General features: G+C 58.5%; 28 protein-coding genes. 20 read left to right on the top strand and 8 right to left on the bottom strand.

From position 1 onward, the window contains the following. From ACR0D7_RS08745 to ACR0D7_RS08770, 6 genes are all read left to right on the top strand, one after another. The gene (locus ACR0D7_RS08745) at positions 1-678 is read left to right on the top strand and encodes an SURF1 family protein (RefSeq protein WP_480678684.1); all 678 of its coding nucleotides are present in this window, start codon (positions 1-3) and stop codon (positions 676-678) included. Then, a complete protein-coding gene (gene thrC, locus ACR0D7_RS08750) occupies positions 675-2,063 on the top strand; it encodes a threonine synthase (RefSeq protein WP_480678685.1) in 1,389 nt (462 codons plus the stop codon). The genes ACR0D7_RS08745 and thrC overlap by 4 nt, the downstream gene beginning before the upstream one ends. Next, on the top strand, positions 2,060-3,322 hold the full coding sequence (locus tag ACR0D7_RS08755) for a M16 family metallopeptidase (protein WP_480678686.1): 1,263 nt from the start codon (positions 2,060-2,062) through the stop codon (positions 3,320-3,322). Before thrC ends, ACR0D7_RS08755 begins: the two co-directional genes overlap by 4 nt. After that, positions 3,322-3,906, top strand: a complete 585-nt coding sequence (locus ACR0D7_RS08760; RefSeq protein ID WP_170385421.1) for a GNAT family N-acetyltransferase — start codon at positions 3,322-3,324, stop codon at positions 3,904-3,906. The genes ACR0D7_RS08755 and ACR0D7_RS08760 overlap by 1 nt, the downstream gene beginning before the upstream one ends. A 102-nt stretch (positions 3,907-4,008) precedes the next feature. Further along, entirely contained in the window at positions 4,009-4,827 is an 819-nt protein-coding gene (locus tag ACR0D7_RS08765) for an MBL fold metallo-hydrolase (protein WP_480678687.1), read from the top strand. A gap of 38 nt (positions 4,828-4,865) precedes the next feature. Then, a complete protein-coding gene (locus ACR0D7_RS08770) occupies positions 4,866-6,278 on the top strand; it encodes an FAD-binding oxidoreductase (protein ID WP_480678688.1) in 1,413 nt (470 codons plus the stop codon). 39 nt (positions 6,279-6,317) lie between these two features. Here the strand turns inward: ACR0D7_RS08770 and ACR0D7_RS08775 are convergent, their stop codons facing one another. From ACR0D7_RS08775 to ACR0D7_RS08785, 3 genes are all read right to left on the bottom strand, one after another. After that, positions 6,318-6,800 carry a fasciclin domain-containing protein gene (locus ACR0D7_RS08775; RefSeq protein ID WP_480678689.1) on the bottom strand — a complete coding sequence of 161 codons (483 nt, stop codon included), beginning with the start codon at positions 6,798-6,800 and terminating at the stop codon, positions 6,318-6,320. 168 nt (positions 6,801-6,968) lie between these two features. After that, positions 6,969-7,508: an adenine phosphoribosyltransferase gene (locus ACR0D7_RS08780; RefSeq protein WP_170326870.1), complete on the bottom strand. Its 540-nt coding sequence runs from the start codon at positions 7,506-7,508 to the stop codon at positions 6,969-6,971. 80 nt (positions 7,509-7,588) lie between these two features. Next, the gene (locus ACR0D7_RS08785) at positions 7,589-7,723 is read right to left on the bottom strand and encodes a hypothetical protein (protein WP_302477946.1); all 135 of its coding nucleotides are present in this window, start codon (positions 7,721-7,723) and stop codon (positions 7,589-7,591) included. Between the two features lie 105 nt (positions 7,724-7,828). Here ACR0D7_RS08785 and ACR0D7_RS08790 point away from each other — a divergent pair, with 105 nt between their 5' ends. Further along, complete coding sequence (locus ACR0D7_RS08790; RefSeq protein WP_170384937.1) at positions 7,829-8,002, top strand: hypothetical protein; 174 nt, start codon at positions 7,829-7,831, stop codon at positions 8,000-8,002. Between the two features lie 3 nt (positions 8,003-8,005). On the opposite strand, the gene ACR0D7_RS08795 is transcribed toward ACR0D7_RS08790, so the two are convergent. Continuing rightward, complete coding sequence (locus tag ACR0D7_RS08795; RefSeq protein ID WP_480678690.1) at positions 8,006-8,635, bottom strand: LysE family translocator; 630 nt, start codon at positions 8,633-8,635, stop codon at positions 8,006-8,008. A gap of 217 nt (positions 8,636-8,852) precedes the next feature. On the opposite strand from ACR0D7_RS08795, the gene ACR0D7_RS08800 reads away from it, so the two are divergent. After that, positions 8,853-9,719, top strand: a complete 867-nt coding sequence (locus tag ACR0D7_RS08800) for an alpha/beta hydrolase (protein ID WP_480678691.1) — start codon at positions 8,853-8,855, stop codon at positions 9,717-9,719. A gap of 6 nt (positions 9,720-9,725) precedes the next feature. Here the strand turns inward: ACR0D7_RS08800 and ACR0D7_RS08805 are convergent, their stop codons facing one another. Continuing rightward, positions 9,726-10,598 (bottom strand): S-methyl-5'-thioadenosine phosphorylase, encoded by an 873-nt coding sequence (locus ACR0D7_RS08805; RefSeq protein WP_480678692.1) that lies wholly within the window; start codon positions 10,596-10,598, stop codon positions 9,726-9,728. Positions 10,599-10,802: 204 nt separating this feature from the next. On the opposite strand from ACR0D7_RS08805, the gene ACR0D7_RS08810 reads away from it, so the two are divergent. Next, positions 10,803-12,437, top strand: coding sequence for a SulP family inorganic anion transporter (locus tag ACR0D7_RS08810; protein ID WP_480678693.1), 1,635 nt, complete (start codon positions 10,803-10,805; stop codon positions 12,435-12,437). Between the two features lie 136 nt (positions 12,438-12,573). Here the strand turns inward: ACR0D7_RS08810 and ACR0D7_RS08815 are convergent, their stop codons facing one another. Beyond that, a complete protein-coding gene (locus ACR0D7_RS08815; RefSeq protein ID WP_480678694.1) occupies positions 12,574-13,179 on the bottom strand; it encodes a flavin reductase family protein in 606 nt (201 codons plus the stop codon). 73 nt (positions 13,180-13,252) lie between these two features. Here ACR0D7_RS08815 and ACR0D7_RS08820 point away from each other — a divergent pair, with 73 nt between their 5' ends. From ACR0D7_RS08820 to ACR0D7_RS08840, 5 genes are all read left to right on the top strand, one after another. Beyond that, positions 13,253-13,747, top strand: coding sequence for a GNAT family N-acetyltransferase (locus ACR0D7_RS08820; protein ID WP_480678695.1), 495 nt, complete (start codon positions 13,253-13,255; stop codon positions 13,745-13,747). A 53-nt stretch (positions 13,748-13,800) separates the two neighbouring features. Further along, positions 13,801-14,544, top strand: coding sequence for an EcsC family protein (locus ACR0D7_RS08825; RefSeq protein WP_480678696.1), 744 nt, complete (start codon positions 13,801-13,803; stop codon positions 14,542-14,544). A gap of 120 nt (positions 14,545-14,664) precedes the next feature. Next, complete coding sequence (locus ACR0D7_RS08830; protein ID WP_480678697.1) at positions 14,665-15,150, top strand: NUDIX hydrolase; 486 nt, start codon at positions 14,665-14,667, stop codon at positions 15,148-15,150. 50 nt (positions 15,151-15,200) lie between these two features. Then, the gene (locus ACR0D7_RS08835; protein ID WP_480678698.1) at positions 15,201-15,656 is read left to right on the top strand and encodes a DUF1178 family protein; all 456 of its coding nucleotides are present in this window, start codon (positions 15,201-15,203) and stop codon (positions 15,654-15,656) included. 20 nt (positions 15,657-15,676) lie between these two features. Beyond that, positions 15,677-16,315, top strand: coding sequence for an SDR family NAD(P)-dependent oxidoreductase (locus ACR0D7_RS08840; protein WP_480678699.1), 639 nt, complete (start codon positions 15,677-15,679; stop codon positions 16,313-16,315). Here the strand turns inward: ACR0D7_RS08840 and ACR0D7_RS08845 are convergent. Further along, the gene (locus ACR0D7_RS08845) at positions 16,309-16,662 is read right to left on the bottom strand and encodes a hypothetical protein (protein ID WP_480678700.1); all 354 of its coding nucleotides are present in this window, start codon (positions 16,660-16,662) and stop codon (positions 16,309-16,311) included. The two genes, ACR0D7_RS08840 and ACR0D7_RS08845, sit on opposite strands and share 7 nt — an antisense overlap. A gap of 163 nt (positions 16,663-16,825) precedes the next feature. Between ACR0D7_RS08845 and ACR0D7_RS08850 the strand changes: the two genes are divergently transcribed. The 6 genes from ACR0D7_RS08850 to ACR0D7_RS08875 all read left to right on the top strand — a co-directional run bounded on the left by ACR0D7_RS08850 (position 16,826) and on the right by ACR0D7_RS08875 (position 25,623). Beyond that, positions 16,826-18,064, top strand: a complete 1,239-nt coding sequence (locus ACR0D7_RS08850) for an aspartate kinase (protein WP_480678701.1) — start codon at positions 16,826-16,828, stop codon at positions 18,062-18,064. A gap of 46 nt (positions 18,065-18,110) precedes the next feature. Beyond that, a complete protein-coding gene (ptsP, locus tag ACR0D7_RS08855; protein ID WP_480678702.1) occupies positions 18,111-20,354 on the top strand; it encodes a phosphoenolpyruvate--protein phosphotransferase in 2,244 nt (747 codons plus the stop codon). Between the two features lie 138 nt (positions 20,355-20,492). Next, positions 20,493-21,938 (top strand): glucose-6-phosphate dehydrogenase, encoded by a 1,446-nt coding sequence (zwf, locus tag ACR0D7_RS08860; protein ID WP_480678703.1) that lies wholly within the window; start codon positions 20,493-20,495, stop codon positions 21,936-21,938. A gap of 2 nt (positions 21,939-21,940) precedes the next feature. After that, entirely contained in the window at positions 21,941-23,746 is a 1,806-nt protein-coding gene (edd, locus tag ACR0D7_RS08865) for a phosphogluconate dehydratase (RefSeq protein ID WP_480678704.1), read from the top strand. A gap of 3 nt (positions 23,747-23,749) precedes the next feature. Then, positions 23,750-24,382 (top strand): bifunctional 4-hydroxy-2-oxoglutarate aldolase/2-dehydro-3-deoxy-phosphogluconate aldolase, encoded by a 633-nt coding sequence (locus ACR0D7_RS08870; protein WP_480678705.1) that lies wholly within the window; start codon positions 23,750-23,752, stop codon positions 24,380-24,382. A gap of 50 nt (positions 24,383-24,432) precedes the next feature. Beyond that, positions 24,433-25,623, top strand: coding sequence for a pyridoxal-phosphate-dependent aminotransferase family protein (locus ACR0D7_RS08875; protein ID WP_480678706.1), 1,191 nt, complete (start codon positions 24,433-24,435; stop codon positions 25,621-25,623). A gap of 35 nt (positions 25,624-25,658) precedes the next feature. On the opposite strand, the gene ACR0D7_RS08880 is transcribed toward ACR0D7_RS08875, so the two are convergent. Further along, positions 25,659-26,765, bottom strand: coding sequence for a pyridoxal phosphate-dependent aminotransferase (locus ACR0D7_RS08880; protein ID WP_480678707.1), 1,107 nt, complete (start codon positions 26,763-26,765; stop codon positions 25,659-25,661). Between the last annotated feature and the right edge of the window lie 128 nt (positions 26,766-26,893).

Here is a 26,893-nt window from a genome sequence, read left to right on the forward strand (position 1 = left end):
ATGCGCCGTATTCTGTTCCTGCTGATCTTCGGTCTCGCCGGTTTGGGCGTGCTGCTGTCGCTGGGCATTTGGCAGGTGCAGCGGTTGGGGTGGAAGCAAGACGTGTTGGCCGAGATCGACGCCCGTATCTCAGCCGAACCCGTCACCTTGCCGCCTCAGGTTTCGGAAGGCGCGCATAAATACCTTCCCGTCACGATCTCGGGTGAGATGGAGCCGGGAGAAATTCACGTTCTGGTTTCGGTCAAACAGGTTGGGGCGGGGTATCGGATTATCCAGTCGTTTAACACCGGAGATCGAACTATCCTGGTCGACCGGGGCTTTGTTCCGACAACGGCCAAATCGACCGAGCGTTTGACCGGACCGATGGAGGTGACCGGTAATCTGCACTGGCCTGATGAGATTGACAGCTACACGCCAGAAGCTGATATCGACGCCAATATCTGGTTCGCCCGCGATGTGCCCAATCTGGCCGCAGCTTTGGGGGCCGAGCCGGTGCTGCTTATCGCCCGTTCCCAAACTGACCCGAACATAACGCCCTTGCCGGTAGATACGGCGGGTATTCCAAACGATCACCTGCAATATGCAATCACCTGGTTTGGTCTGGCTCTGGTCTGGGCCGCGATGACCGGGTACTTCCTGTGGCGCAGCCGTGCCAATTCTGAGAGTGACGCGACATGAAATATATCTCGACCCGCGGGCAAGCGCCCGAACTGACATTTGAAGAGGCGATGCTGACCGGGCTGGCCCGTGACGGCGGCCTGTACCTGCCCGCCGAGATTCCGGTGATGTCGCAGGACGAGATCGCGGCGCTGGCTGGTTTGCCTTATGAGGAAATCGCATTCCGCGTGATGTGGCCTTATGTTAGCGGCTCGTTTGCCGAGGATGAGTTCAAACAGATCATCGCGCGGGCATATGAAGGTTTCGGCCACGACGCCCGCGCGCCGCTGAAACAGCTGAATGAGAACCATTTCCTGCTGGAGCTGTTCCACGGTCCAACGCTGGCGTTCAAAGACTTTGCCATGCAACTGATTGGCCAGTTGTTTCAGGTTGCCCTAAAGCGACGCGGTGAACGTGTGACCATCGTAGGCGCGACCAGCGGAGACACAGGTTCGGCCGCGATTGAGGCCTTCCGGGGGCTGGACGCTGTGGACGTGTTTATCCTGTTTCCCCATGGTCGTGTGTCCGAGGTCCAGCGCCGTCAGATGACGACGCCCGCCGACAGCAACGTGCACGCGCTGGCCGTGGATGGCGATTTTGATGATTGTCAGGCTGCTGTGAAAGACATGTTCAACGATTTCGACTTCCGCGATGGCGTGAAGCTGGCCGGTGTGAACTCGATCAACTTTGCCCGTGTTCTGGCGCAGGTGGTGTACTATTTCTCGGCTGCCGTCAGCCTGGGAGCGCCGCACCGCAAAGTCAGCTTCACCGTGCCCACCGGCAACTTCGGTGACATCTTCGCAGGCTATATCGCCAAGCGTATGGGGCTGCCCATTGACCGTTTGGTCGTAGCAACGAACCAGAACGACATCCTGCATCGTTGCCTCTCGGGCGAGGGGTATTTCAAGGGCGACACCATCCCTTCGATCAGCCCGTCGATGGATATTCAGGTCAGCTCGAACTTTGAACGCGCGCTGTACTATGCCTATGGCGAGGATGGCGCAGCAGTCGCGCAGTTGATGGATGAACTCAAAACCGGCGGCTTCAACGTCAGCCAAGGGGCAATGGAGGCGCTGCGCGAGAATTTTGACTCGGGCCGTGTGTCTGAAGACGAAACGCTTGCCACTATCAAATCCACGCTGGTCCACAGCGCTGAGCTGGTTTGCCCCCACACCGCTGTCGGCATCAATGTCGCGGACGAGCACCGCGCCGCCGACGTACCGATGGTCACGCTGGCCACAGCACACCCGGCGAAATTCCCGGCGGCGGTCGAGAAGGCAAGCGACGTGCATCCGCCTCTTCCATCCCGCATGTCTGATCTGTATGAACGTCCGGAACGGGTGACCCGCATCGCCAATGATCTGGGCGCCATCGAGGATCATATCAAAAGGCATATTGCTGAGTGACTGTCAGACAAGACCAACTGAAGAACGGATTTCGTATCGTCAGTGAACATATGCCGGGGCTGCAATCTGCGGCCATCGGCATCTGGGTAACCGCCGGCGGGCGGCATGAGCGGATCGAGCAGAACGGCATCGCACATTTCCTTGAGCATATGGCGTTCAAGGGGACCGAACGCCGTTCCGCCCTGCAAATCGCCGAAGCGATTGAGGACGTAGGCGGCTATATCAATGCCTACACCTCGCGCGAGGTGACGGCCTATTATGCACGCGTCTTGAAAGACGACGTGGCGCTGGCGATGGATGTGATCGGGGACATCGTCCTGAACCCGGTGTTTGATCCGCGCGAAATCGAAGTTGAGCGTGGCGTGATCCTGCAGGAAATCGGTCAGGCCTATGATACGCCCGACGATGTGATCTTTGACTGGTTGCAGGAGCAGAGCTATCACGACCAGCCTTTGGGCCGGACAATCCTTGGACCGTCCGAGCGGGTCAGCGCGTTCTCGCGCAAGGATCTGTCGGGCTTCGTGGCAGAGCACTACGGACCCGAGCAGATGATCCTGTCCGCAGCTGGCGCCGTAGACCACGACCAGTTGATGGCTATGGCCGAAGAGATGTTTGGCCACCTGCAACCGCGCAAGGGTCTGATTGCCGAACCCGCCCGTTTCACCGGAGGTGAGGCGCGGCAGGAAAAAGACTTAGAACAGGCTCATTTCGCACTGGCGCTGGAAAGCCCCGGCTATCGTGACGATGCGATCTATACGGCGCAGATTTACTCGACCGCTCTGGGCGGCGGGATGTCTTCGCGACTGTTCCAGGAAGTTCGTGAGACGCGTGGGCTTTGCTACACTATCTTTGCGCAAACCGGGGCTTATGCGGATACGGGCACGACGACGATCTACGCAGGCACCTCGGCTGATCAAGTGGGTGAATTGGCAACGATCACCATCGACGAGATGAAGCGCGCCGCCGAGGACATGAGCCCGGAGGAGGTCGCGCGTGCCCGTGCGCAGATGAAAGCGGGGATGCTTATGGGGCTTGAGAGCCCGTCGAACCGGGCGGAACGTCTGGCGCGGCTGGTGCAGATTTGGGGGCGAGTGCCGTCTCTTGAGGATACGGTTGCCAAGATTGATGCGGTCAGCACCGAAGACGTGCGCGCATTCGCCGAAAATATGGCGGTTCGGGCCCCGGCAGCGCTGGCACTATATGGACCGGTTTCAGGGGCGCCATCATTGGCAGATTTGCAGGAGAGGCGCGCCGCGTGATGCTTTTGGGCCGACGCAAGCTGAAACTCGAAACCGAGCGCCTCAGCCTGCGCCCGCCGGTGCATTCTGACTTCAACGACTGGACAGCACTGCGACGTGCTTCCAAGGAATACCTGACCCCGTGGGAGCCGGTCTGGGCCAAGGATCACCTGACCCGAAAATCTTTTACCAACCGTGTCTACTGGGCGCAGCGGTCCGTGGCTAGCGGCACCGCGATCCCCTTGTTCCTGTTTCGGCGCTCAGATGATCTTTTGGTTGGGGCGATCACGCTGGATAACATCCGCCGCGGCCCGGCGCAGGCGGGTACGCTGGGGTATTGGACTGGTCAGGCCTTTGCGCGCAATGGTTATATGCGCGAAGCCATAGGTGCGGTGGTTCATTACGCATTCACCCGTTTGGACCTGAGCCGGATCGAGGCAGCCTGTTTGCCAGAAAACACCCCCTCGCGAGGGTTGCTGGAAAGCTCGGGTTTCAAATACGAGGGTGTGGCGCAGTCTTATCTGCAGATCAACGGGCGTTGGCGGACACATGTTTTGTACGCCAGTCTACGTTCGGATCGACGAGGCAAGACAGACGCGGGGTAGGGGGCTCTGCAGCTGCCACGGCAGGCCACGACTCCCGCGGGATATTTATTGCCAGATGAACAAAGGGCATGACTTGGGGGTGTTCTGCGCTACACTTCCGACATGCGCTGGATTGTTGCGGCATTGATGGTAATCTCGGGTGGGGCCGCAGCGCAGGAGCGACGGCCGAGCCATTGTATCGCCATCGCGGATGCTGCGCCTGGTATCGAGTATGTTTACAAGGCCGCCTGGCAAGACCCGATCCCGGACTACTCGGTGCGGATCAGTTATATCGCCCATGCCTCGTTCCTGATCCAAACGCGCGGCGGCTTGAACGCAGTGACGGATTTCACCGGATTCATTGGCAGCGCCGATCTGATCCCCGATGTAGTCACCATGAACCACGCTCACAGCACCCATTGGACCGCGCATCCCGATCCGGCCATTCCACATGTGCTGCCCGGCTGGGGCGAGTTCGGGCAGGGGATCGAACATCATCTCGATCTAGGAGAGATGCTGGTGAGGAACGTCTCGACCGATATCCGATCCGCCTACGGCGGGGTTGAGGAGCGCGGCAATTCCATCTTTGTGTTCGAGATCGAAGGGCTATGCATTGGTCATCTCGGCCACTTGCACCATGTGCCGTCAGACGAACAGTTCGCAGCTTTGGGGCGGTTGGATGTGGTGATGGCTGCGGTGGATGGGGGCACGACCATGCCGCTGCCCGACATGATCTCGGTTCTGAAGCGGTTGAAAAGCTCGGTGATCATCCCGATGCACTGGTTTTCCGGCTTTTCGCTGGATCGGTTTCTGGTCGATATCCGCAATGACTTTCCGGTCGAAAGAGACGGTGTTTCGGAATTGACCGTATCGCTGAAGACGCTGCCGGACCGGCCCACGGTCGTGGTGCTTGAGCCGCGCTATCTGATTGAATTGGAATAGGGCTTGTGGCGGTAGTGCCGCATGGGCAAGGAATAGGTATGACACTGAATCCTGCCGACGATACCCTTGCCAAACTGATCCGCTCTGAATTGGGCGACGATATCCTGCGCCCCGTCTCCGAGCGATATCTGGAAGAACCGCGCCGCCGGATTGTCGGGCGCGCAGGGCTGCTCGCCATGCCGCGGACAGTTGAGGATGTGTCGGCGCTTGTGCGGCTGGCGTCAACCGCGCGGGTGCCAGTAGTGCCCTATGGTGGTGGCACTGGGTTGGTGGGCGGGCAGGTCATGCCCGATGGCCCTGCGCCGCTGTTGATCTCGCTGGAGCGGATGACGGCGATCCGTGCGGTCTACCCGACCGAGAACATTCTGATTGCCGAAGCTGGCGCAATTCTGTCCGATGTGCAGGCCGCTGCTGAGGGGGCCAACCGGCTGTTCCCGCTGGCGTTGGCGGCGCAGGGGTCGTGCCGGATCGGTGGCAACCTTGCCACCAATGCAGGCGGGGTGAATGTGCTGCGATATGGCAATGCACGCGATCTGTGTCTGGGGCTAGAGGCGGTTTTGCCGAACGGCGATATCTGGCATGGGCTCAGCCGGCTGCGCAAGGACAACACTGGGTATGATTTGCGTGACCTGCTGGTCGGCTCCGAGGGCACGTTGGGGGTCATCACGGCGGCCTCGCTGCATCTGTTTCCGCGACCCGAAGCGGTGGGGACTGCTATGGTGCAGGTTGCCTCGCCCGAGGCGGCCATCGAGTTGCTGGCACTGGCGCGGGATCAGTTGGGGGATGGAATCTCTACATTTGAACTGATCCACCGGCAAGGGCTGCAATTCCTGACCGAGGTGCTGCCTGAAGTGCGGCAGCCCTTTGCAACGCAACCCGAATGGTGCGTGCTGATCGAGTTGGGTTTGTTTGCCGGGCAATCACCGTCAGAGGCGCTGGAAGCGCTTTACGCCGCGGCGGAGGAGGCTGGCCTTGTTGGCGATGCGGTCATCGCGCAGAGCAAGGCGCAGCGCATGGACCTCTGGGCCGTTCGTGAACGCATCCCGGAGGCGAACCGTCTGATCGGGTCGGTGTCGAGCCACGATATCTCGATTCCGATCTCGCGGATTCCCGAGTTTATTGTTCGTGGCGCCAAGGTGGTGTCGGCGCTTGGCCCGTTCCGCATAAACTGCTTTGGACATCTGGGGGACGGCAATCTGCACTACAATGTGTTCCCGCCGCTGGGTCGTAACCGGTCCGATTTCGATGGGCAAAGGCAGGCTGTGAAACACGCCGTGCATGACCTAGTCCACGCGTTTGACGGGTCTGTCAGTGCCGAGCACGGGGTTGGTCGCCTTAAATCCGGTGACCTTGAGAGATACGGGGACGCGACAAAGCTGGCGGCGATGCGCGCCATCAAAACTGCGCTGGACCCTTTGGGGATCATGAACCCGGGCGCGGTTTTGAGGTAAAGACGCGGCCCTTGGATGTGTCGGGCCGCGTTGGGGCGATTACGAGCCCGGCAGGATAACCTTGTCGATGACGTGGATCACGCCGTTCGAGGTCTCGATATCGGCCTGAACCACTTTGGCGTCATTCACCATCACTCCATTGTCCAGATCAATGGTGATGTCTCCACCTTGAACTGTGGCTGCAGTCATGTCGTCGGACAGATCACCCGACATCACTTTGCCTGACACCACATGATAGGTCAGGACCGCGACCAGTTGGTCCTTGTTCTCGGGCAAGAGGAGTGTTTCTACAGTGCCTTCTGGCAGGACGGCAAAAGCCTCATCCGTGGGGGCGAACACAGTGAACGGGCCTTCACCCTTCAGCGTGTCCACCAGATCAGCGGCCTGAACGGCGGCGACCAGGGTTTCAAAGCTGCCGGCACCGACGGCGGTATCGACGATGTCCTTCGAATGCCCATCAGCGAAAGCGGACGTGCCGACGAACAGGCTGGCCACGCCGGCGTAAGCAAGTTTGCGAAACATGATACAAATCCCTTGTTGAAATGCCTCAAGCGGCATCAACACGGATACGGGTGACCCTCGCGATAAGATCACTGAATGTGCCTATGGGATTGGGTTGATATTGCGTCGTGCCGCGCTAAGCCCGCTTGGCTTTGAATATCCACTCACGATTTTGTGAACACAGGGTGCTTAAAGCCCTTCGAATTCGCACAGAATATGTACGTCCATGCCCATCTCTTCCAGCACCTTGCGACCGCCCAGTTCCGGCAGGTCGATGATGAAGGAACACGAGACGATTTCACCGCCCAGCCGCTCGATCAGCTTGATCCCGGCGGCGGCGGTGCCTCCGGTGGCCAACAGGTCATCGACGACCAGGATTTTCTCGCCCGGTTGGATGGCGTCATCGTGGATCTCAACGATGGCCTCGCCATATTCTAGTTTGTAGTCTTGGCTGATCGTGGTTCCCGGTAGCTTGCCCTTTTTGCGGATCGGGACAAAGCCGACGCTCAGTTGGTGGGCAATCGCGCCGCCAAGGATGAAACCGCGGGCCTCAAGGCCGACGACCTTGTCGATCTGTTCTCCCGCATAGGGGTGCAGCATCTGGTCGATCGCCATACGGAACCCGCGCGGATCGGCGAACAGGGTGGTGACGTCCCGGAACATGATCCCTTCGTGCGGGAAATCAACGATAGTTCGGATGTAATCCTTGACCGACTTGTTTCTGGACATGACCAACCCCTTTGGCGTCAAAACACGCGGGCGTGTTTGGCCCATTGGGGTCAGCCATGCAAGGAAAGATTGCCGTCGCCTTACTTGCGACGTTGCGAAACAGAGTTTGGCAGGCTTTTGTACCGATAGAGCGCGGCAGGCAGCCACGACAGATGCGGTTTGCGCCAGTTGCGCTGGTCTCGCAAAAGAAATGCCTGAGCAGTATGAAGGTTCATTGCCATAATCCTTTTTTATTGTTAGGTGCTCGATAACTACAATTTCTATGCCATGTATATACATTGCATTGCTAAAAGAATCAAGTGTTCGACGGGGAAAAGAACGTGGCAAAGAAAGATGGTAAAGGTTCTACAAAGAAAAACAGTCAGTTGGTTTTGCGTCTGGACAAGGACGAGCGCGACGCATTTGTCGAACTTTGCAAGGAACTGGATACCTCAGCCGCGCGGGAAATCCGGCGCTTCATCCGTGGTTTCATGAAGGAACACGCCGAGGATTGATCCTCAGGCCGGGCGGCGCAGCACGGCGGTCGCAACCCCCATTCCGATCAGGGTCAGCCCTCCGAACCGGGTCATTGCAGTAATAACGCCGGACCGTCCAATCAGTTGTCGCAGGCGGTCCGCGAGCAGTGCATAGGCCAAGGCGTTCAGCCAGGCGAGGCCGACGAATGTTGCGATCAGGATGGAAAATTGTGGACCCAAAGCGTCATCGGGGCGCAGGAATTGCGGCACGAATGCAATGAAGAATGCGATGGATTTAGGGTTCAGTGCAGTGACGGCTGCAGCGTGACCAAAAACGCTGTGCGTGGTAACTTCCCGTAAAGTGTCCGGTGTTTCCAGCCCGCCCGAAGGCGCACTGCGCAACAATTTGATGCCCAGCCATACCAAATAGGCCGCGCCAATCCATTTCAGAATCGAAAACAGCGTGGCCGAGGCCAGAACCAGCGCACCCAGTCCCAACAGAGACGCCGTCATGGCCAACAGATCCCCCACCGCAACCCCAGTGGCCGACGCCACGGCCACGCTGCGCCCTTTGGACAACGCATAGCTTAGAACTAGCAGTACGGTTGGGCCTGGGATCAGAAGCAGGGCGGTCGAAGCGGCCACGAAGGCCAGCCAAAGGTCAATGGGCATGTGGTTTCCTGTCAGTGTGTTGCCCATACCAAGACCCGACGCAGCGTTGAGGTCAAGTCTGTAGCGCCCCTCAAGCAAAAGAGGGAAGCAAGCCAGGTATCCATGACAGTGCCAAACCTATGGAAGTTTAAGTTTGCATTAAGGCGTGCACTTCGGCCTTGAAAATACGCGGAACTTTCCCGACTTCTGGGTGAAGCCCGCAGGACCGGAGGGGATAATGACGCGCTTACATTCGTTGGAACACAAGGTGTCTTCAGACCAGCCCCAACGGTCGAAACTCGAATGGCTAAACAAGGCGCTGGTCCTTTTGGTTCTTGTTGCTGTCGTGCTTTATGCGGCCATCGTTGGGTATATGTACGCAAAGCAGGATACGCTGCTGTACAAGCCTTCTGGCGAACTGCCGGATCCAAAAGCGATCGGAATGGCAGATGTCGATGTCGTCTCGTTGCCGATGGCCGACGGGGTTATGTTGACCGCATGGTCCGCGCCTCCGGCTATTGAAGGCGCCCCTACGGTCCTGTTCTTTCACGGTCAAAGCGGCAATCTGGGCGACCGGGCTGACCGGTTGCGGGAAATCCTCAACAGCGGTTTTGGACTGCTTGCACCCAGTTATCGGGGATTTCCCGGAAGCGGGGGTGAACCCTCAGAAATCACGCTGATTTCGGATGGGGTGGAGATGTTCGATATGCTGGATGCCGAAGGCGCGGAAGTTGTCCTGCACGGGCAGAGCCTAGGCACGGGTGTTGCTGCGGCCGTGGCCGAGCAGCGACCGGATGCGCAACTTCTGGTTCTTGAGGCTCCGTTCACGGCAACCGTGGATATTGCGGCTGAACGGTATCCGTTGCTACCTGTTTCGGCGCTCATGAAAGACCAGTTCGCCACCCGAGACCTGATCAACCAGATCGCGATGCCGATCCTAATCTTCCACGGGGCCGAAGATGAAACGGTCCCGTTGCACCATGGTGAGGCACTGGCAAAAATGGCTGGAGACAATGCCCAGCTTCACGTTATCCCAAATGGGGGCCATAACGACCTGTGGTCGCATGGATTGTGGGACGAAGTTCAGAACACCCTTACGCAATAGCGCGGATTAAAGAATCCGGCCAGCGACTGCATCCAGCTTGGCCAGCAGGGCCGGGTCGCGCTTTTCGGGCGCCGTCAGGATGGCGTATTCCAGCGCCCGGTCGCAGCCATGAGGACAAGGAGCACGCTCGGCCCCCAACAGGTCGGGCAAGCCTTTGACCATCGCGCGGCCTTTTTCTGCGTTACCGGTCAGGGTGGCGATGATGGCGGTCACGTCGACCTCTCCGTGGTCCGGATGCCAGCTGTCGTAATCGGTGACCATGGCGATCGAGGCATAACAAAGCTCGGCCTCGCGGGCGAGTTTCGCCTCGGGCATGTTGGTCATCCCAATCACGTCACAGCCCCATTGTTCGCGGTACATTTTGGATTCAGCCAGTGAGGAGAACTGAGGCCCCTCCATCGCCAGATAGGTGCCGCCGCGGTGCATGGTTATGCCTGCGGCCTTGCCTGCGGTCTCACAGGCGTCCGACAAGCGGGGGCATGTGGGATGGGCAACGCTGACATGAGCAACACAACCGGTGCCGAAAAAGCTTTTCTCGCGTGCAAAAGTTCGGTCGATGAACTGATCGACAATAACAAAATCTCCCGGTGCCATATGTTCACGGAATGACCCGCAGGCAGAGACCGAGATCACATCCGTTACCCCCAGACGTTTCAATGCGTCGATATTGGCACGATAGGGCACCTCGGTCGGCGAATGTACATGGCCGCGTCCGTGGCGTGGCAGGAACGCCATGCCCACGCCGCCCAGAGATCCAGTCAAAATTTGGTCCGACGGCTCGCCCCAAGGGGTTTCTACGCTGACCCATTCCGCATTCTGCAGACCGTCAATGTCATAAATGCCTGATCCGCCGATGATGGCAATCTTGGTTTGGGTCATGGTTGCGCTCCGTTAGAAAAACCGTTGCGCAATGTCTGCTGGGCAGCAGTGGATTTGGCAAGTGGGTTCAACGGTTTGTGTTGGCTCTCAAGGTAGGTATGCGCCAGGCGCATATCAGGGTCCCACCTGACGCGGTATCTTAGGCGGGCTATGATCGCTAAAAGACCCCTTTCGCGCGAACAAAAATACCAACAGGATCGTCCCATGCCCCGAGCCATGCTGGCAAGCTTTGCCAATCGTATTGTCAGACCCGATCTGCGTTGGGTTCCGGATGAGGGGTTGACCGTTTCTCGCCTGCGGATCGAATTGCTGTCCGGTCTGACTGTGGCGCTGGCGTTGGTGCCCGAAGCTGTGGCCTTTGCCTTCGTGGCTGGAGTGCATCCGCTGGTCGGTCTCTATGCTGCCTTTATGGTCGGTCTGATCACCGCGCTGATTGGTGGCCGTCCGGGCATGATTTCGGGCGCAACCGGGGCACTAGCTGTGGTGATGGTGGCGCTGGTGGCTGAGCACGGGGTTGAGTACCTGTTCGCGACAGTTGTTCTGATGGGAATCTTGCAGGTGATTGCCGGGGCCATGCATTGGGGGCGGTTCATCCGCTTGGTGCCGCATCCGGTGATGCTGGGATTTGTGAATGGCCTGGCCATCGTGATTTTCCTTGCACAACTGAGCCAGTTCAAGGTTCCGGGGACCATGGAAAACACTGGCCACGGCGTTGGTGGTGGTGAGTGGCTTTCGGGATTGCAGCTTTACACTATGCTGGGTCTGGTTGCTCTGACGATGGCGGTTATCTGGGTCATGCCGCGCATCACGCGCATCATTCCTGCGCCGCTGGCCGGTATTCTGGTCGTCGCAGCATTGGTGATTGGATTTGGGCTGGATGTGCCGCGCGTCGGCGATCTGGCCTCCATCGAGGGGGGCCTGCCGCCGTTCCACATCCCGATGGTGCCACTGAACTGGGAAACCTTCGAAATCATTCTGCCTTACGCAGTCATTCTGGCCGCAATTGGCCTGATTGAATCCCTGCTGACGCTGAACCTTGTTGGTGAAATCACCGGAAAACGCGGTGGGGCCTCGCAAGAATGTATCGCGCAGGGCGTTGCTAATGTGGCCACCGGTTTCTTCGGTGGCATGGGCGGCTGTGCCATGATCGGTCAGTCGATGATCAATGTGAAATCTGGGGGGCGCACTCGGATTGCAGGCATCGCGGCGGCGCTGTTTCTGCTGGGCTTTATCCTGTTTGCGTCTCCGCTGATCGAGCAAATCCCGCTGGCCGCTCTGGTAGGCGTGATGTTCATGGTGGTGATCGGCACCTTTGCCTGGAACTCGTTCAAGATCATGCGGAAGGTGCCGCTGATGGACGCTTTCGTCATCGTGTTGGTGACGGTTGTAACGGTGATGGAGGACCTTGCGGTCGCTGTTGTGGTCGGTGTCATCGTCTCGGCTTTGGCGTATGCCTGGAACAACGCTAAGCGTATCCATGCGGTTACACGCGAGTCAGAGACCGAAAAAGGCGCCAAAGTCTATGAAATCCAGGGCCCGCTGTTCTTTGGATCTTCTGAAGGATTTGTTGAACTGTTCGATGTGCCGAACGACCCCGAAACAGTGATCGTGGACTTTGCCGAAAGCCGTGTTGTCGACCAATCCGCCCTTCAGGCCATCGAGAACATAGCGGCGAAATATGAGGCTGCGGGCAAACGTGTCATGCTGCGTCACCTCAGCCGGGATTGCCACACCTTGCTGAACAAGGCGGGGCATCTAATGGTCGACAGTGATGATGACCCGGATTACGAATTGGCCGTGGATTATTCGGTCCGCACCGGTATTCTGGGCGGCCACTAAGCAGTTTGCGAGGCTCTGCCTCGCGCTCCGAGATATTTTGGGCCAGATGAATTTAGGATCCATTGCTTCATCTGGCTGAAAATATCCCGGGGGAGGCGCCCAAAGGGCGACGGGGGCAGCGCCCCCTGATCCGTCACTAGTCGTCCGGACGGTTGAGTGAAAACAATTCGGTCACAGTCAGGTAATCTCGGTACCCAAGACGCGCGAGCGGTTGGAATGTCGTCACATCAAAAATGCCATCGCGGAGGCAATCGTCGCGCAGGTGAATGCCTGTTACCTCGCCAAAGACGACGCGGTTCGCTTCTCCCGGTAAAGTAACAATTTTGGTCAGTTTGCATTCCAGTGCGGCAGGGGCGCCGTCGATCCGCGCACAGGGGATGGTTTCACATTCGACCGGAGTTAGGCCGGCATGGGCAAATTCGTCCGTGCCACTTTCCAGCCCCTGAGAACTTGCATTCATAGCGTGGCGGCTGGCGTATTCCACAACGTTAACGCAGAACACTCCGGTTGCTTCGACGTTGGCAGCGCTGTCCTTTGTGCCACTTTGGTCCGGTTTGGCACCGGTTGATGCAAACATTACCTGTGGGGGTGAATAAGACACGCCGTTGAAGAATGAATATGGAGCCAGGTTATTGATGCCGTCTGCACTGCGGGTCGAAATCCAACCGATTGGACGCGGGGTGATAATGGCATTGAACGGGTTATGCGGCAGGCCGTGGCCGTCTTCGGGGCGATAGAACATTCACATCTCCAAGCGTTTGCCCAAGGCGTATCGAAGTGCTAGGGCGAATGCCAGTAAGGAAATGAGGGACGGAGTGCAGCAGTTCGGGATCAGGCCGGAAGAGCCGGATGATTGGTGGGAGGTCGAAGCCCTCTATGATCTGTGCTTTGCGCCCGGGCGCGAGGCGCTGTCCTCTTATCGTTTGCGTGATGATGTGCCGCCTGTTGAAGGCCTTTCTCTGGTCGCGCGTGACGGGCAGGGCATTCTGGCCGGTGCGATCCGGTTTTGGCCCGTGCAAGTGGGGAACCACGATGCGCTGTTGCTGGGCCCTGTGGCCGTACACCCCACCCATCAGGGTGAAGGCTTGGGTGGATATCTGATACACAAAGGGCTGGAGGCCGGGCGCGCGCGCGGTTGGGAACGGGTCATGTTGGTGGGCGATGCCCCCTACTATGAGAGGTATGGATTTTCCCGTCTGAATGGGGTCGAAATGCCGCCTCCGACAAATCCGGACCGGGTTCTGGGGCTGGAGTTGTCCCCCGGAGTCTGGAACGGAGTGAGTGGGCTTGTCACCCGCTGGATCTGCTGACCTATTGAAAGACTGGCCATAAATTCCGATGTCTTATGGGCAGGAGGGTATTTATGCAGGACGTGGTCCTTGTTGAAAAACTGGATGCCGAGGCCGAATTGGACCGATTGGCCGCGTATTATCGGTCTGCCGGAGGTCCGGGTGTTAAATTGCTCAATAGCCTGGGTGGTTCCGCGGAAACCTTACTGGATCAATTGCCAGAACCGATCAGGCAGGGCCTGACGGGCGCGACGGAGCATGCCCTATGGTTTGCAATGCACGCAGCGGAAGGATCACGCCGAGCGGTTCCAGATCAGCATCCTTGGGTGAACACAGCCGTTGCTACGGCTATGGGCGCGGCCGGGGGGCTGGGCGGTATGTCGACAGCTTTGATGGAGTTGCCAGCGACCACCGCGATGCTTTTGCGGGCAATACAGGGTGCCGCAGCGCGTGAAGGTTTCGATCCGTCCGAAGAGGGAGTGAAATTCGATTGCGTGCGGGTTTTGTCCGCTGCCGGTCCTTTGGCCAATGATGACGGCGCCGATCTGGGTTTCTTTTCAGTGCGCCTGACGTTGACAGGTCCGGCCATGCAACGGCTGATTGCTGCAGTTGCGCCGCGCTTGTCCGTCGTGCTGGGGCAGAAGCTGGCGGCCCAGTCCGTGCCCGTTTTGGGGGCGATCGCCGGGGGCGGTACGAACTATGTCTACACTCGGTATTATCAACAAATTGCTCGCGTGCATTTTGGCCTGCGGCGTCTAGCGGTTGATGCCGATATTCCCCATGATGAGCTGGTGCGTAAATTGATTGCCCGCATGTGATATCTCTGCTCAGGCTTGGAGATAGACGCATTATATGGTATCCATGATCAGAAGTTCCGCAAAATAAACGAAAATAATGCGGAGCAACAGGCGCGGTTTCCAATTGAAAGGCGGCTCTGCATGAATGATGCACGGCTATCGCCCCATGTTTCGAAAAAAGCTCGGCGGCTGCCAGTGCGTCAGCAAGCGGCTGCAATGTGCTATCGCTTTGAACACGGGCGATCCGAGGTATTGTTGGTCACCACACGCAAATCGGGTCGTTGGATTTTCCCGAAAGGATGGCTGATCGATGGTTTAACACCCTCTGAGACCGCGCAGCAGGAAGCCTGGGAAGAGGCAGGTATTCGTGGTAATTGCGACGCACGGCCCATGGGGCGTTTTCTATACCAAAAGCGGCATCGGAAAGAGGGCTCGGTGCTGTGCGTCGTGGACGTGTTCCCACTTCTGGTAACCTCGTTTTTGTCGCGGTTTCCCGAATGCGGGCAACGGAAGAGAAAGTGGGTTACGCCGAAAAAAGCAACGCAGTTGGTCAATTCTCCGGAATTGGCACTATTGTTACGAAAGCTCGAGCCTGCTAGGCACTGGGACGCCTTTCAAGGGGCTTGATCTTGCCATGCCCCTTAGGAACTAATCGGCAACCGACATCTGGATGGACCATGATTCAATATTCATTGAAATGCAGCAACGGTCATACATTTGACAGCTGGTTTCAGTCGGCCGCGGCTTACGACAAACTGGCATCTTCGGGCATGGTGACATGCGCGGTATGTGGGGGTGTGGATGTTGAAAAGGCAATCATGGCACCGCGTATACGTCCCGACCGCAAAGTCGATACACACGTAGAGCCGAAGTTGCAGGAAGCAGAAACAATTGATGTAGCCACGCCGAGTCCAGACTTTGAAAAGGCCTTTGCGGAATTGCGCCGTAATGTCGAAGAGAATTCGGACTATGTCGGTAAGGATTTCGCTCGTGAGGCCCGCAAGATTCACCTAGGCGATGCGCCTGAGCGTGCGATCTATGGCGAGGCAAAGCCGGAAGAGGCAAAAGCCCTGATTGATGATGGGGTGCCAGTTGCGCCTTTGCCTTTTGTTCCACGCAAAAAGACAAATTAAGCAGAAAGACAAACTAAATCGTGCATATTGTGATTACGGGGGGCAATCGTGGGATTGGCCGGACATTGGCGGACGCCTATCGCGCCCGCGGAGATTCTCTGACTGGTACAGCGCGGGACGGCACCGCGGAGCTGGTTCTGGACGTCACCGATCCAGCCCAACATGCGGATATGGCAGTGCAGCTAGGCGACCAGCCGGTCGATCTGCTGATCTGTAACGCCGGAGTTTATCTGGACAAAGAGCAGGACATCGATGGGTATCCCGCTGACATGTGGGCGCAAAGTTTTGCCGTGAACGTGACTGGTGTGTTCCTGTCTATTCAGGCCTTGTTGCCCAATCTGCGCGCTGCGCAAGGCAAGATCGCGATCCTTTCTTCGCAAATGGCGTCGCATACCCGCGCGCCAGGGGGGAGCTATATCTATCGTGCCTCAAAGGCTGCGGCTTTGAATCTGGGGCGCAATTTGGCCACCGATCTGCGCGATGAAGGTATTGCGGTGGGAATCTATCACCCCGGCTGGGTGTTGACGGAAATGGGCGGACCCACGGCCGAAATCACCACGGATCAGGCCGTCGAGGGCCTGATAGAACGGTTTGATGCGTTGTCACTTGAAACGACAGGTTGTTTCGAAACCTGGGATGGTCTTCCCCACGCCTACTGACGCTTCAGTGCCGCTGTGGGAATTTCGTAAACTTCATCAGGGTCTATGAAAATGACCGTCAGATCACCGCGCGTTTCGTGGCTGATCTTGGCGGGCGAGCTGCTGGATGTGGGGATTCCGTCGGAAAAGTAGATGCTGCGCACCTCACCGCCGCCCAAACCTACGGCCAGAGTGGTGGTGCCATCGTCGTGGTGACGCAGTTCAGCGTGACAGCTGGACAGAGGCGCACCACCCGTAGCGCAAGGGACAGTGCCCAGAGCGTTTTTGCCATCGGTCGCGGCCAGAGTGGAGACCTGCGCGATGGCAGGGGTGGATAGCAGGATGGCTGCGATTGCAAGGCGGAGCATGGAATACCTCTTGGAAAATGCGTCACCTAAGGCTGACACTCTGACCTACGGAAGTAAAGCGGCCCCATGACGCAATTGGGAGGGTTTTGAACACTTGCCCTTACGGCCCCCCTCGCATAAGACGCACGAGATCTGAATTCCAAGGCGCGGAGAGACCACCCCCATGCCCGTACTCGTAATGAAATTCGGTGGCACATCGGTTGCCAACCTTGACCGCATCCGCCGCGCGGCCAAACGTATCGGCGTTGAAGTGGCCAAGGGTTATGACGTTATTGTCATCGTTTCGGCCATGTCCGGAAAGACAAATGAGTTGGTGGGTTGGGTCGACGAGACATCTCCGCTGTATGATGCGCGTGAGTATGACGCAGTGGTATCCTCGGGTGAGAATGTGACCGCTGGTTTGATGGCGCTGACCTTGCAGGAAATGGATATTCCGGCCCGCAGTTGGCAAGGTTGGCAGGTGCCGCTGATGACCACCAGCGCACACAGCCAGGCCCGGATCGAGGAGATTCCAACCGATAACATCGGTCAGAAATTCGACGAAGGCATGAAGGTGGCCGTTGTCGCAGGCTTCCAGGGCATCAGCCCCGAAGGCCGCATCACAACGTTGGGCCGGGGTGGTTCGGACACCACTGCCGTGGCCTTTGCGGCCGCGTTCGATGCAGAACGTTGCGACATCTATACTGATGTTGATGGCGTCTATACCACTGACCCGCGCATTTGCGAAAAAGCGCGCAAGCTGGATCGCATTTCGTTCGAAGAAATGCTCGAACTGGCCTCGCTTGGGGCCAAGGTGCTGCAAACCCGTTCGGTCGAGCTGGCGATGCGGTATAAGGTAAAGCTGCGCGTGCTCTCAAGTTTCGAAGAACAATCCGACGAGGCCGGTACGCTGGTCTGCGATGAGGAGGATATCATGGAATCCAATGTTGTGGCCGGTGTGGCCTATTCCCGCGACGAGGCCAAGATGACCGTCGTTTCCGTGGCCGACCGCCCGGGCATCGCGTCGATCATCTTTACTGCGCTCAGCGATGAAGGCGTGAATGTGGACATGATCGTCCAGAACATTTCGGACGAGGGGCGCACTGACATGACCTTCTCATGTCCGACCGATCAGGTGACCCGCGCGGAAAAAGCGTTGCTTGCAATCAAGGAAGCGGGTGAGCTGAACTACGCCGAACTGGTTGCGGATAACGATGTCTGCAAGGTCTCGGTCGTGGGGATCGGCATGCGCTCGCAGTCGGGTGTTGCGGCCAAAATGTTTAAGGTGCTCTCGGATGAGGGGATCAACATCAAGGTCATTACAACCTCTGAGATTAAAATTTCCGTCCTTGTTGATAGGAAATACATGGAACTTGCTGTTCAGGCGCTGCATGATGCGTTTGAATTGGACAAGGCGGCCTGAGCATTTCAGCCAAGGATTTCGCCTGACACACTAATTTGGTTGGGCCATGGTGGACGGCACCGAAACAGAATCCCGCAAGCTGCTGGGGCGGCTGCGCGAAGAGATGGCGAGCGAGGCCGCCGGTCAGGAACGTCTTGACCGGATCACGCATCTGATTGCGGACAGCATCAGGGCCGAGGTCTGCTCGATCTATCTGTTCCGCGACGAAGATACTCTGGAGCTTTGCGCCACCGAAGGATTGGCACCGGAAGCGGTGCACAAGACCCGGATGCGGATGGGCGAGGGGCTGGTGGGCCGAGTAGCTCAATCCGGCAAGGTTGTGAACACGGCAAATGCTCCGTCGGCCAAAGGTTTCCGCTATATGCCGGAAACCGGGGAGGAGCGGTTCTCGTCTTTCTTGGGTGTTCCCATCCAGCGACTTGGTGAAAAGCTGGGGGTATTGGTCGTACAGTCCCGTGAGGCGCGGGAGTTTTCCGCAGACGAGGTGTATGCGCTGGAAGTGGTAGCCATGGTTCTGGCCGAAATGGCTGAGCTGGGCGCTTTTGTGGGCGAGGGTGCGGCCCTATCGCCGCTGCACCAGCAATCGGTTCTAATGCGGGGCGGTCCGGCGCAGGAGGGCGCGGCTGAGGGCCATGTCTGGCTCCATGAACCGCGTGTTGTCGTGACCAACCCCATCGCTGAAGACCCGCACCGGGAACTCGAACGGCTGACCGAAGCAGTTGATGAATTGCGTGTCGGCGTCGATAAGATGCTGGAAATCTCGCAGGGCGGTGACAAAGAACAGCTACAGGTTCTGGAAGCCTACCGTATGTTCGCCAACTCCAAAGGATGGATGCGGCGGATGGAGGAAGATATTGGTCTGGGCCTCAGTGCCGAGGCGGCAGTCGAGAAAGAGCAATCCCAGGCCCGCGCCCGAATGGGGCAGGTAACAGACCCCTATCTGCGCGAACGGCTGGCCGATCTGGACGATCTCTCGAACCGGCTGCTGCGTATTCTAACAGGGCAGGGCAACGCTAATGGCACTGACTTGCCGCCCGACCCGATCCTGATCGCCCGAAACATCGGCCCCGGAGATCTGTTGGAATATGGCCGGTCATTGAAAGGCATTGTGCTCGAGGAAGGCTCGGTCGGTAGCCATGCCACTATCGTTGCGCGTGCACTGGCCATTCCGCTGATCGTGCATGTGGGCCGCATTACAACCGAGGCGCTGAACGGCGACCATATTCTGGTTGATGGTGATCAGGGTGTGGTGCATCTGCGCCCCGAAGACACCGTGGTCAATGCCTTCCGCGACAAGATCGCGATGCAGGCCAAGGCGCAAGAGCGCTATGCCTCGATCCGTGAAACCCCAACGGTCACGCGGGATGGCGAGCGGATAAATCTGGTGATGAACGCAGGTCTGATGGCCGATCTTCCCTCGCTGGAGAATTCAGGTGCTGAGGGCGTTGGCCTGTTTCGGACTGAATTGCAGTTCTTGGTGCGAAACCAGATGCCAAAGCGTTCCGAACTGGTAACTCAGTATCAGCGGGTTCTGGATGCAGCTGGTGACAAGCGCGTGGTGTTCCGTACGCTGGATATCGGTTCAGACAAGGTTCTGCCCTACATGAAGCACGTGGCCGAGCCGAACCCGGCATTGGGTTGGCGCGCGATTCGAGTGGGATTGGACAAACGTGGCGTTATGCGTATGCAGTTACAGGCTTTGTTGCGCGCTGCCGATGGTCGCCCATTGACGATCATGTTCCCCTTCGTGGCTCAGGCCGATGAATTCCGTGAGGCTCGATGGGAGGTCAACAAGACCATCGAGCGTGAAAAACGTCTGGGGCACGTCCTGCCGGAAACACTTGAGGTCGGTGCGATGTTGGAAACCCCGTCGCTGGCCTTTGCGCCGCAGAAATTCTTTGATGAGGTCGATTTCGTCTCGATCGGTGGTAACGACCTGAAACAGTTCTTCTTTGCCGCCGACCGCGAGAATGAATTGGTCCGCCGCCGCTATGACACGCTGAATGTCAGCTTCCTGAGCTTCATCGAACGGATCGTCGAACGCTGCAACATATCGAATACGCCGCTTTCCTTCTGCGGTGAGGATGCGGGTCGCCCGGTCGAGGCGCTATGTCTGGCTGCGATGGGTATTCGAACCCTATCGATGCGCCCTGCGTCGATCGGGCCAGTTAAAAGTGTTCTGTTGCGGGCTGATCTGAAATCATTGCGCAAGATTATCGCCGACGCGCGGCACCGCGGAGAGCAGTCTGTGCGACCCGCCGTTATGGAATGGCTGCGCAATCAAGGGTGATATCCCAAATCCGGGCTTGCTTTCTGCATCTGCATTGCCTATTCAAGCGGCAAATGTTAGCGATAACATGACCTGTACCACAGGCACTGCGGAATTGTGGTGCTATGTTGGCTCAGGTGAGAACTGGAGGAGCCACGGATGGTTTCACGCGTAATACCGGTTAACCCGTTTGACTTGGTGCTGTTCGGTGCGACAGGCGACCTGGCACAGCGTAAGATTCTGCCGGGCCTCTATCACCGGTTCGAAGTGGGGCAGATGCCCGAGGACGCCCGGATCATCGGTACGGCCCGTTCGGACATGGATAGCGACGCGTTTCGCAATCAGATCCGCGCTTCGATGAAGGAATTTGCGCCGAAATTCAAAAAGGACGTGCTGGATAAGTTCTTAAGCCAGGTTGAATATGTTTCTGTTGACGCGCTGGGCGAGGCGGGCTGGACTGATTTGGCCAAATCCCTGCGTCCGGATGTGGTGCGCGCCTTCTACCTATCGGTTGGCCCCAACCTGTTTTCGGGTATCGCACAACGGTTGCATGACCATGGTATCGCCACACCAGACAGCCGTATCGTTGTGGAAAAGCCCTTTGGTCACGATCTGGCGTCGGCCAAAGCGCTGAACGAAGGATTGCGCGCGTGTTTCGAAGAGCATCAAATCTACCGGATCGACCACTACCTTGGCAAAGAGACGGTGCAAAACCTGATGGCCCTGCGCTTTGCCAACTCGCTGTTCGAACCGCTGTGGAATTCCACGCATGTCGACCACGTGCAGATTACAGTTGCCGAAACTGTTGGGGTTGAGGGGCGCGGCGCGTATTACGACCAGTCCGGTGCGATGCGGGACATGGTGCAGAACCATCTTGTGCAGCTGTTGTGCTTGACGGCGATGGAGCCGCCCTCAAAGTTCTCTCCGAACGCGGTACGCGACGAAAAGGTCAAGGTCATAGAAGCATTGGAGCCGGTGGACCCGAAAGACATTGCGCGGGGACAATATCGCGCCGTAGACGGCGCGGGCGGTTACGTTGATCATGTCGGTAACCCGGCCAGTCGCACCGAGAGTTTCATTGCGCTGAAGGTCCATTTGGGCAACTGGCGCTGGGCTGGGGTGCCGTTCTATCTGCGTACCGGTAAACGTCTGCGAGCACGGGAATCTGAGATCGCCGTATATTTCCGTGATCCGCCGCATACGATTTTCCCCAATGTTGGACCGCTGCATGGCAACGTGCTGGTGATCCGTCTGCAACCCGATGAAGGCATCACATTGCGTACCACTATCAAGGACCCCGGACCGGGCGGGTTCCGCCTGTCCGATGTGGCGCTGGACATGAGCTTTGCTGATGCGCTGGGCGCTGAAGCCAGCGCGCCGGACGCCTATGAACGATTGGTGATGGACGTCATTCGCGGCGACCAGACCCTGTTCATGCGCGGGGACGAAGCCGAGGCCGCATGGGCCTGGGTCGATCCCATTATTCAGGGCTGGGAAAATCGCGGCGACCGCCCTGCACGCTATGATCAGGGCAGTTCAGGCCCAGAAGAAGCATTGATGCTGATGCATCGCGACGGCCGTCGTTGGCGTCAGATCGGAGGTTAATCATGGTTCACTCTGTCATCACCGACGTCACAAAGCGGATCATCGACCGCAGCGCCGACTTGCGCGGCCCGCATCTAGAGCGGATGGAACAGGCGCGTTCCAAGGGACCAGCCCGTGCACATTTGTCCTGCAGTGGTCAGGCTCACGCCTACGCCGGTGCGGGCACGGATCAGCAAGCGATGGTTACTGGTACCGCTGGGAACCTCGGTATCGTAACGGCCTATAACGATATGCTCTCGGCTCATCAGCCGTTCGAACGCTATCCGGAACTGATCCGTCAAGCGATCCGCGCCGCAGGCGGCACTGCGCAGGTTGCGGGTGGCGTGCCAGCCATGTGTGATGGCGTCACGCAGGGTGAGGCCGGAATGGAGCTTTCCCTGTTCTCGCGCGATGTAATCGCTCTGGCGACTGGCGTGGCGCTGAGCCACAACACCTATGATGCAGCTGTTTTTCTGGGCGTCTGTGACAAGATCGTACCGGGCCTTGTGATCGGTGCGCAGGCCTTCGGGCATTTGCCTGCGGTGTTTCTGCCCGCCGGGCCAATGACCAGCGGTTTACCTAACGACGAAAAGGCCAAGGTCCGTCAAAGATTTGCCGCTGGCGAGGTTGGCCGGGAAGAACTCATGGCGGCTGAGATGGCCGCGTATCACGGCCCCGGAACCTGTACATTCTATGGCACGGCAAATACCAACCAGATGCTGATGGAGTTCATGGGCTTGCATCTGCCGGGCTCCAGTTTTGTAAACCCGAACACCCCGTTGCGGGATGCCCTAACCGAAGAAGGCGCGCGGCGTGCTCTGTCGCTCAGTGCGCTGGGCAACAGCTACACGCCAGTTTATCAGGTGCTGGACGAGCGTGCCTTTGTGAACGGGATTGTTGGCCTGATGGCCACGGGTGGCTCGACCAACCTGCTGATCCACCTGATCGCCATGGCGCGGGCAGGCGGTATCGTGTTGGATTGGCAGGATTTCTCGGACATTTCTGCCGTGGTTCCTCTGGTTGCACGGGTCTACCCGAACGGCCTAGCCGACGTGAACCATTTCCATGCGGCTGGTGGTTTAGGCTATTGCATCAGCACCCTGCTTGAGGATGGTCTTCTACATCCTGACACTCTGACCGTGGCGGGGCATGGCCTGCACAACTACACCAAAGAACCCAAGCTGAAAGATGGCGAACTGATCTGGGAGGAGGGCGCAGGCCATAGCCTGAACGAAAAGATCGTGCGCCCGGCCAAAGACCCGTTCCAGCCCACTGGTGGCCTGTCGCGCCTGACCGGCAATCTGGGTACTGCCGTCATGAAGGTTTCAGCCGTAGCTCCCGAGCATCAGGTGGTTGAGGCGCCCGTTCGCGTGTTCCACGATCAGGACGAGGTCAAAACAGCCTTTAAGGCTGGCGAGTTCACCGATGATGTTATCGTCGTAGTTCGTTTTCAGGGTCCCAAAGCCAATGGCATGCCGGAACTCCACTCGTTAACCCCGATCCTGTCGATCTTGCAGGGCAGGGGGCAGAAGGTGGCGTTGGTTACCGATGGTCGCATGTCCGGTGCGTCTGGCAAGGTTCCTGCTGCGATCCATGTCTGCCCCGAGGCGCTGGATGGCGGGGCCATTGCGTATCTGCAGGACGGAGACCTGCTGCGCGTCGATGCGGTGAAAGGTGAGCTGGAAATTCTCACTGAAGGCGTGTTGGATCGGGCGCCTATCACTGCCGACCTCTCGGCCAACCAACACGGGGTCGGGCGGGATCTGTTCGGCGCCATCCGCGCCAATGTCGGATCCGCTGACGCCGGCGCCAGCATTTTCGGAGCGTAATTCATGCCCAAAAACCAACGTACCCGTGAAATCTGCGGTCTGGCCCCCATTGTCCCGGTCTTGGTTGTCGACGATGCAGCACACGCCCGACCTTTGGCCGAGGCTCTGGTGGCCGGTGGCCTGCCCGCACTAGAGGTCACCCTGCGCACTCCGGCAGCGCTGGACGTGATTCGCGCCATGGCTGAAATACCCGGCGGTGTGGTCGGGGCGGGTACTCTGGTTACGCCGGATGATGTCCGCGCCGCTAAAGACGCGGGCGCGCAGTTTGGTGTATCGCCCGGTGCGACCGACGCATTGATCGCTGCCTGCGAAGCCGAGGGGCTGCCTCTGCTGCCCGGTGCCGCAACGGCCAGCGAGGCGATGGCTTTGCTGGAGAAGGGCTATGACATGCTGAAATTCTTCCCGGCTGAGGCTTCTGGCGGTGCTCCTGCGCTCAAGGCGATCGGATCGCCTCTGCCGCAAATTACCTTTTGCCCGACCGGCGGTGTTTCACCTTCAAATGCGCGCGATTACCTCAGCCTTTCGAACGTGGTCTGTGCCGGTGGAAGCTGGGTTGCGCCCAAGCAGATGGTTGTTGATGGTGATTGGGCAGGGATCGAAGCGCTGGCACGCGACGCTGCAAAACTGAAGGATTGACGCCTATTCGCGTGGCGCTAGGGTAGGATCGATTCTTACAGGTTGATCCCATGACAAAGCCGATCTCTCTCGTGTCTGGGCGCGAGTATCTGGCCATTCCCGGCCCTTCAGTTATGCCCGACGCGGTGTTGCAGGCCATGCACCGCCCGTCGCCCAATATTTATGACGGCGAGCTGATCGAGATGATGCCCGCCCTAACGCGCGACCTGAAACGCGTGGCGTGCACGGACCACAATGTGGCCATCTACATCTCCAATGGCCACGGCACGTGGGAGGCGGCTCTGTCCAACGTGATCGCACCGGGGGAAAGGGTGTTAGCTCCGGCCTCGGGCATGTTTACTCACGGGTGGGCCGAAATGGCTGAGGGGATTGGGGCCAAGGTCGATCTGATTGATTTCGGTATGTCTGCGCCCTGGGACACGGATCGCATTGCCGAAGCCCTGCGTGCCGATAATGACCATGAAATAAGGGCCGTTCTGGCGGTTCACGTGGACACCTCGACCTCAATCCGTAACAACATCCCGGCCTTGCGGGCCTTGCTGGACGATCTGAACCACCCGGCGCTGCTGATGGCCGACTGCATCGCCTCGTTGGGGTGCGACCGGTTTGAAATGGATGCTTGGGGCGTGGACGTTATGGTCACTGCCTGCCAGAAGGGGCTGATGACCCCGGCGGGCATGGGCTTCGTGTTTTTCAATGACAAAGCGCAGGCAAAACGCGCCGAGATGCCCCGCGTTTCGAACTATTGGGACTGGCAACCGCGCGTAAAGCCACAGTTGTTCTACCAGTATTTCAATGGAACGGCGCCGACACATCACCTTTATGGCCTGCGCGCCGCGCTCGATTTGATCCACGCTGAGGGGATCGAGCAGGTCTGGGCCCGTCACGAACATCTGGCCAAGGCCATCTGGACGGCGTGTGAAACATGGGCCGAGGGTGGAGCGCTGGAACTCAACGTCGCCGAGCGCACCCACCGGAGCCGTGCAGTGACTGCCTTGCGGTTGAAGGACGGGCAGGGAACACGACTGCGTCAGTTCACCGAAACTCAGTTGGGCCTAACACTTGGTATTGGGTTGGGGATGGCGGACTGGGACGGCTGTTTTCGTCTGGGGCATATGGGCCACGTAAACGGTCAGATGGTCATGGCGATGTTAGGAGGCGTGGAAACCGCTATGGCCGCGTTGAACATCCCGCGCGGTAGCGGTGCACTCGAGGCAGCAGCGGCTGCTTTGGCCGGCTAACTGACGCCACACCACCAGCAGCCTTTGCTCCTGGGTCAGGCTGAACCCTCGGCTGCCGCCAGCGCTTTCGGCAGCGCGGTGGCAAAGGCATCCAGATCAGCCGCCGTGCCACAGCTGACGCGGATGCAGCGATTCTGAGGTGCAGCAAATGGCATTCGTACAAAGATGCCTTGCGCCAACAGCCCGTCCAGAACGGATTTGGCAAAAGTATCATCCCGCCCGCAGTCAATCGCCACGAAGTTTGCGGCCGAGGGCAATGGCTCAAGACCATTTTCCCGCGCGATCTGACCGATCCGCTCACGGGCCGTATCAATCTTGGCCTGAACTTGCGAAAGCCATTCGCCATCTTGCAACGCTGCCAACGCGCCTGCCTGTGCCGCCCGGTTCATGCCGAAATGGTTGCGTACTTTGTTGAAGGCAGCGATCAGCCCCGGTGCACCAATCGCATAGCCTACGCGGGCTCCGGCCATTCCGTATACCTTGGAGAACGTGCGCATCCGGATCACGCGTGGGTCATCTGCGGCGATTGGGGCCGCCGTTTCTTTGGGGGCGCATTCCACATAAGCTTCATCCAGCACCAGTAAGCATCCTGCGGGCAAAGCCTCCATTGCTGCCACGATGTCTGAACCTCTGTGCCAACTGCCCATCGGGTTATCAGGGTTGGCAAGATAGACAAGCTTGGCATCAACCTCGGCGGCCTTTGCAAATAATGCATCCGGGTCCTCACGGTCCTCTCGGTAGGGCACCTTGTGTAACGTACCCCCGAACCCAGCCACGTGGTAGTTGAACGTCGGATAGGCCCCGTCCGAGGTCACGACTGCATCGCCAGACCCAACCAAAAGTCGGACGAGATACCCCAGCAGGCCGTCAATGCCTTCGCCGACCACGATGTTTTCCGGTCTCACCCCGTGATGCTCAGCCAGTGCATGTCGCAGGTCGTGGTTCTCGGGGTCGCCATACATCCAGATATCCGTTGCGGTCATGGCCTGAATGGCGCGGGGAGAAGGGCCAAAGATGCTCTCATTTGCACCTAATCGGGCGACAAATGGCGCGCCGCGCTGACGCTCCTGTGTTTCCGGACCAACAAAGGGGACGGTTGCGGGGAGCGACAGCGCAAGGGGAGTATAACGTGGGTCAGTCATGCAGCGAGATAAACCCATGAATGCGCATCAGGCAACCATGTGGTGTAGGATCGGCCACGCCTGCCCCGACGTTGAGGTGGAAGTTGATGGCCCTTCCGGGCATGGTTGGAACAAGCGAAACCGGGAGG

Source organism: Ruegeria sp. BB7, from assembly GCF_056539365.1.

Coding starts and splice junctions, on each gene's coding strand:
- ACR0D7_RS08805 (WP_480678692.1), bottom strand. CDS start 10,598: ATGACCCAAACCAAGATTGCCATCATCGGCGGATCAGGCATTTATGAC.
- ACR0D7_RS08800 (WP_480678691.1), top strand. CDS start 8,853: ATGACGCGCTTACATTCGTTGGAACACAAGGTGTCTTCAGACCAGCCC.
- ACR0D7_RS08845 (WP_480678700.1), bottom strand. CDS start 16,662: ATGCTCCGCCTTGCAATCGCAGCCATCCTGCTATCCACCCCTGCCATC.
- ACR0D7_RS08870 (WP_480678705.1), top strand. CDS start 23,750: ATGCCCAAAAACCAACGTACCCGTGAAATCTGCGGTCTGGCCCCCATT.
- ACR0D7_RS08830 (WP_480678697.1), top strand. CDS start 14,665: ATGAATGATGCACGGCTATCGCCCCATGTTTCGAAAAAAGCTCGGCGG.
- zwf (WP_480678703.1), top strand. CDS start 20,493: ATGGTTTCACGCGTAATACCGGTTAACCCGTTTGACTTGGTGCTGTTC.
- ACR0D7_RS08880 (WP_480678707.1), bottom strand. CDS start 26,765: ATGACTGACCCACGTTATACTCCCCTTGCGCTGTCGCTCCCCGCAACC.
- ACR0D7_RS08775 (WP_480678689.1), bottom strand. CDS start 6,800: ATGTTTCGCAAACTTGCTTACGCCGGCGTGGCCAGCCTGTTCGTCGGC.
- edd (WP_480678704.1), top strand. CDS start 21,941: ATGGTTCACTCTGTCATCACCGACGTCACAAAGCGGATCATCGACCGC.
- ACR0D7_RS08795 (WP_480678690.1), bottom strand. CDS start 8,635: ATGCCCATTGACCTTTGGCTGGCCTTCGTGGCCGCTTCGACCGCCCTG.
- ACR0D7_RS08770 (WP_480678688.1), top strand. CDS start 4,866: ATGACACTGAATCCTGCCGACGATACCCTTGCCAAACTGATCCGCTCT.
- ACR0D7_RS08875 (WP_480678706.1), top strand. CDS start 24,433: ATGACAAAGCCGATCTCTCTCGTGTCTGGGCGCGAGTATCTGGCCATT.
- ACR0D7_RS08765 (WP_480678687.1), top strand. CDS start 4,009: ATGCGCTGGATTGTTGCGGCATTGATGGTAATCTCGGGTGGGGCCGCA.
- ACR0D7_RS08760 (WP_170385421.1), top strand. CDS start 3,322: ATGCTTTTGGGCCGACGCAAGCTGAAACTCGAAACCGAGCGCCTCAGC.
- ACR0D7_RS08815 (WP_480678694.1), bottom strand. CDS start 13,179: ATGTTCTATCGCCCCGAAGACGGCCACGGCCTGCCGCATAACCCGTTC.
- ACR0D7_RS08780 (WP_170326870.1), bottom strand. CDS start 7,508: ATGTCCAGAAACAAGTCGGTCAAGGATTACATCCGAACTATCGTTGAT.
- ACR0D7_RS08850 (WP_480678701.1), top strand. CDS start 16,826: ATGCCCGTACTCGTAATGAAATTCGGTGGCACATCGGTTGCCAACCTT.
- ACR0D7_RS08810 (WP_480678693.1), top strand. CDS start 10,803: ATGCCCCGAGCCATGCTGGCAAGCTTTGCCAATCGTATTGTCAGACCC.
- ACR0D7_RS08825 (WP_480678696.1), top strand. CDS start 13,801: ATGCAGGACGTGGTCCTTGTTGAAAAACTGGATGCCGAGGCCGAATTG.
- ACR0D7_RS08835 (WP_480678698.1), top strand. CDS start 15,201: ATGATTCAATATTCATTGAAATGCAGCAACGGTCATACATTTGACAGC.
- ptsP (WP_480678702.1), top strand. CDS start 18,111: ATGGTGGACGGCACCGAAACAGAATCCCGCAAGCTGCTGGGGCGGCTG.
- thrC (WP_480678685.1), top strand. CDS start 675: ATGAAATATATCTCGACCCGCGGGCAAGCGCCCGAACTGACATTTGAA.
- ACR0D7_RS08785 (WP_302477946.1), bottom strand. CDS start 7,723: ATGAACCTTCATACTGCTCAGGCATTTCTTTTGCGAGACCAGCGCAAC.
- ACR0D7_RS08745 (WP_480678684.1), top strand. CDS start 1: ATGCGCCGTATTCTGTTCCTGCTGATCTTCGGTCTCGCCGGTTTGGGC.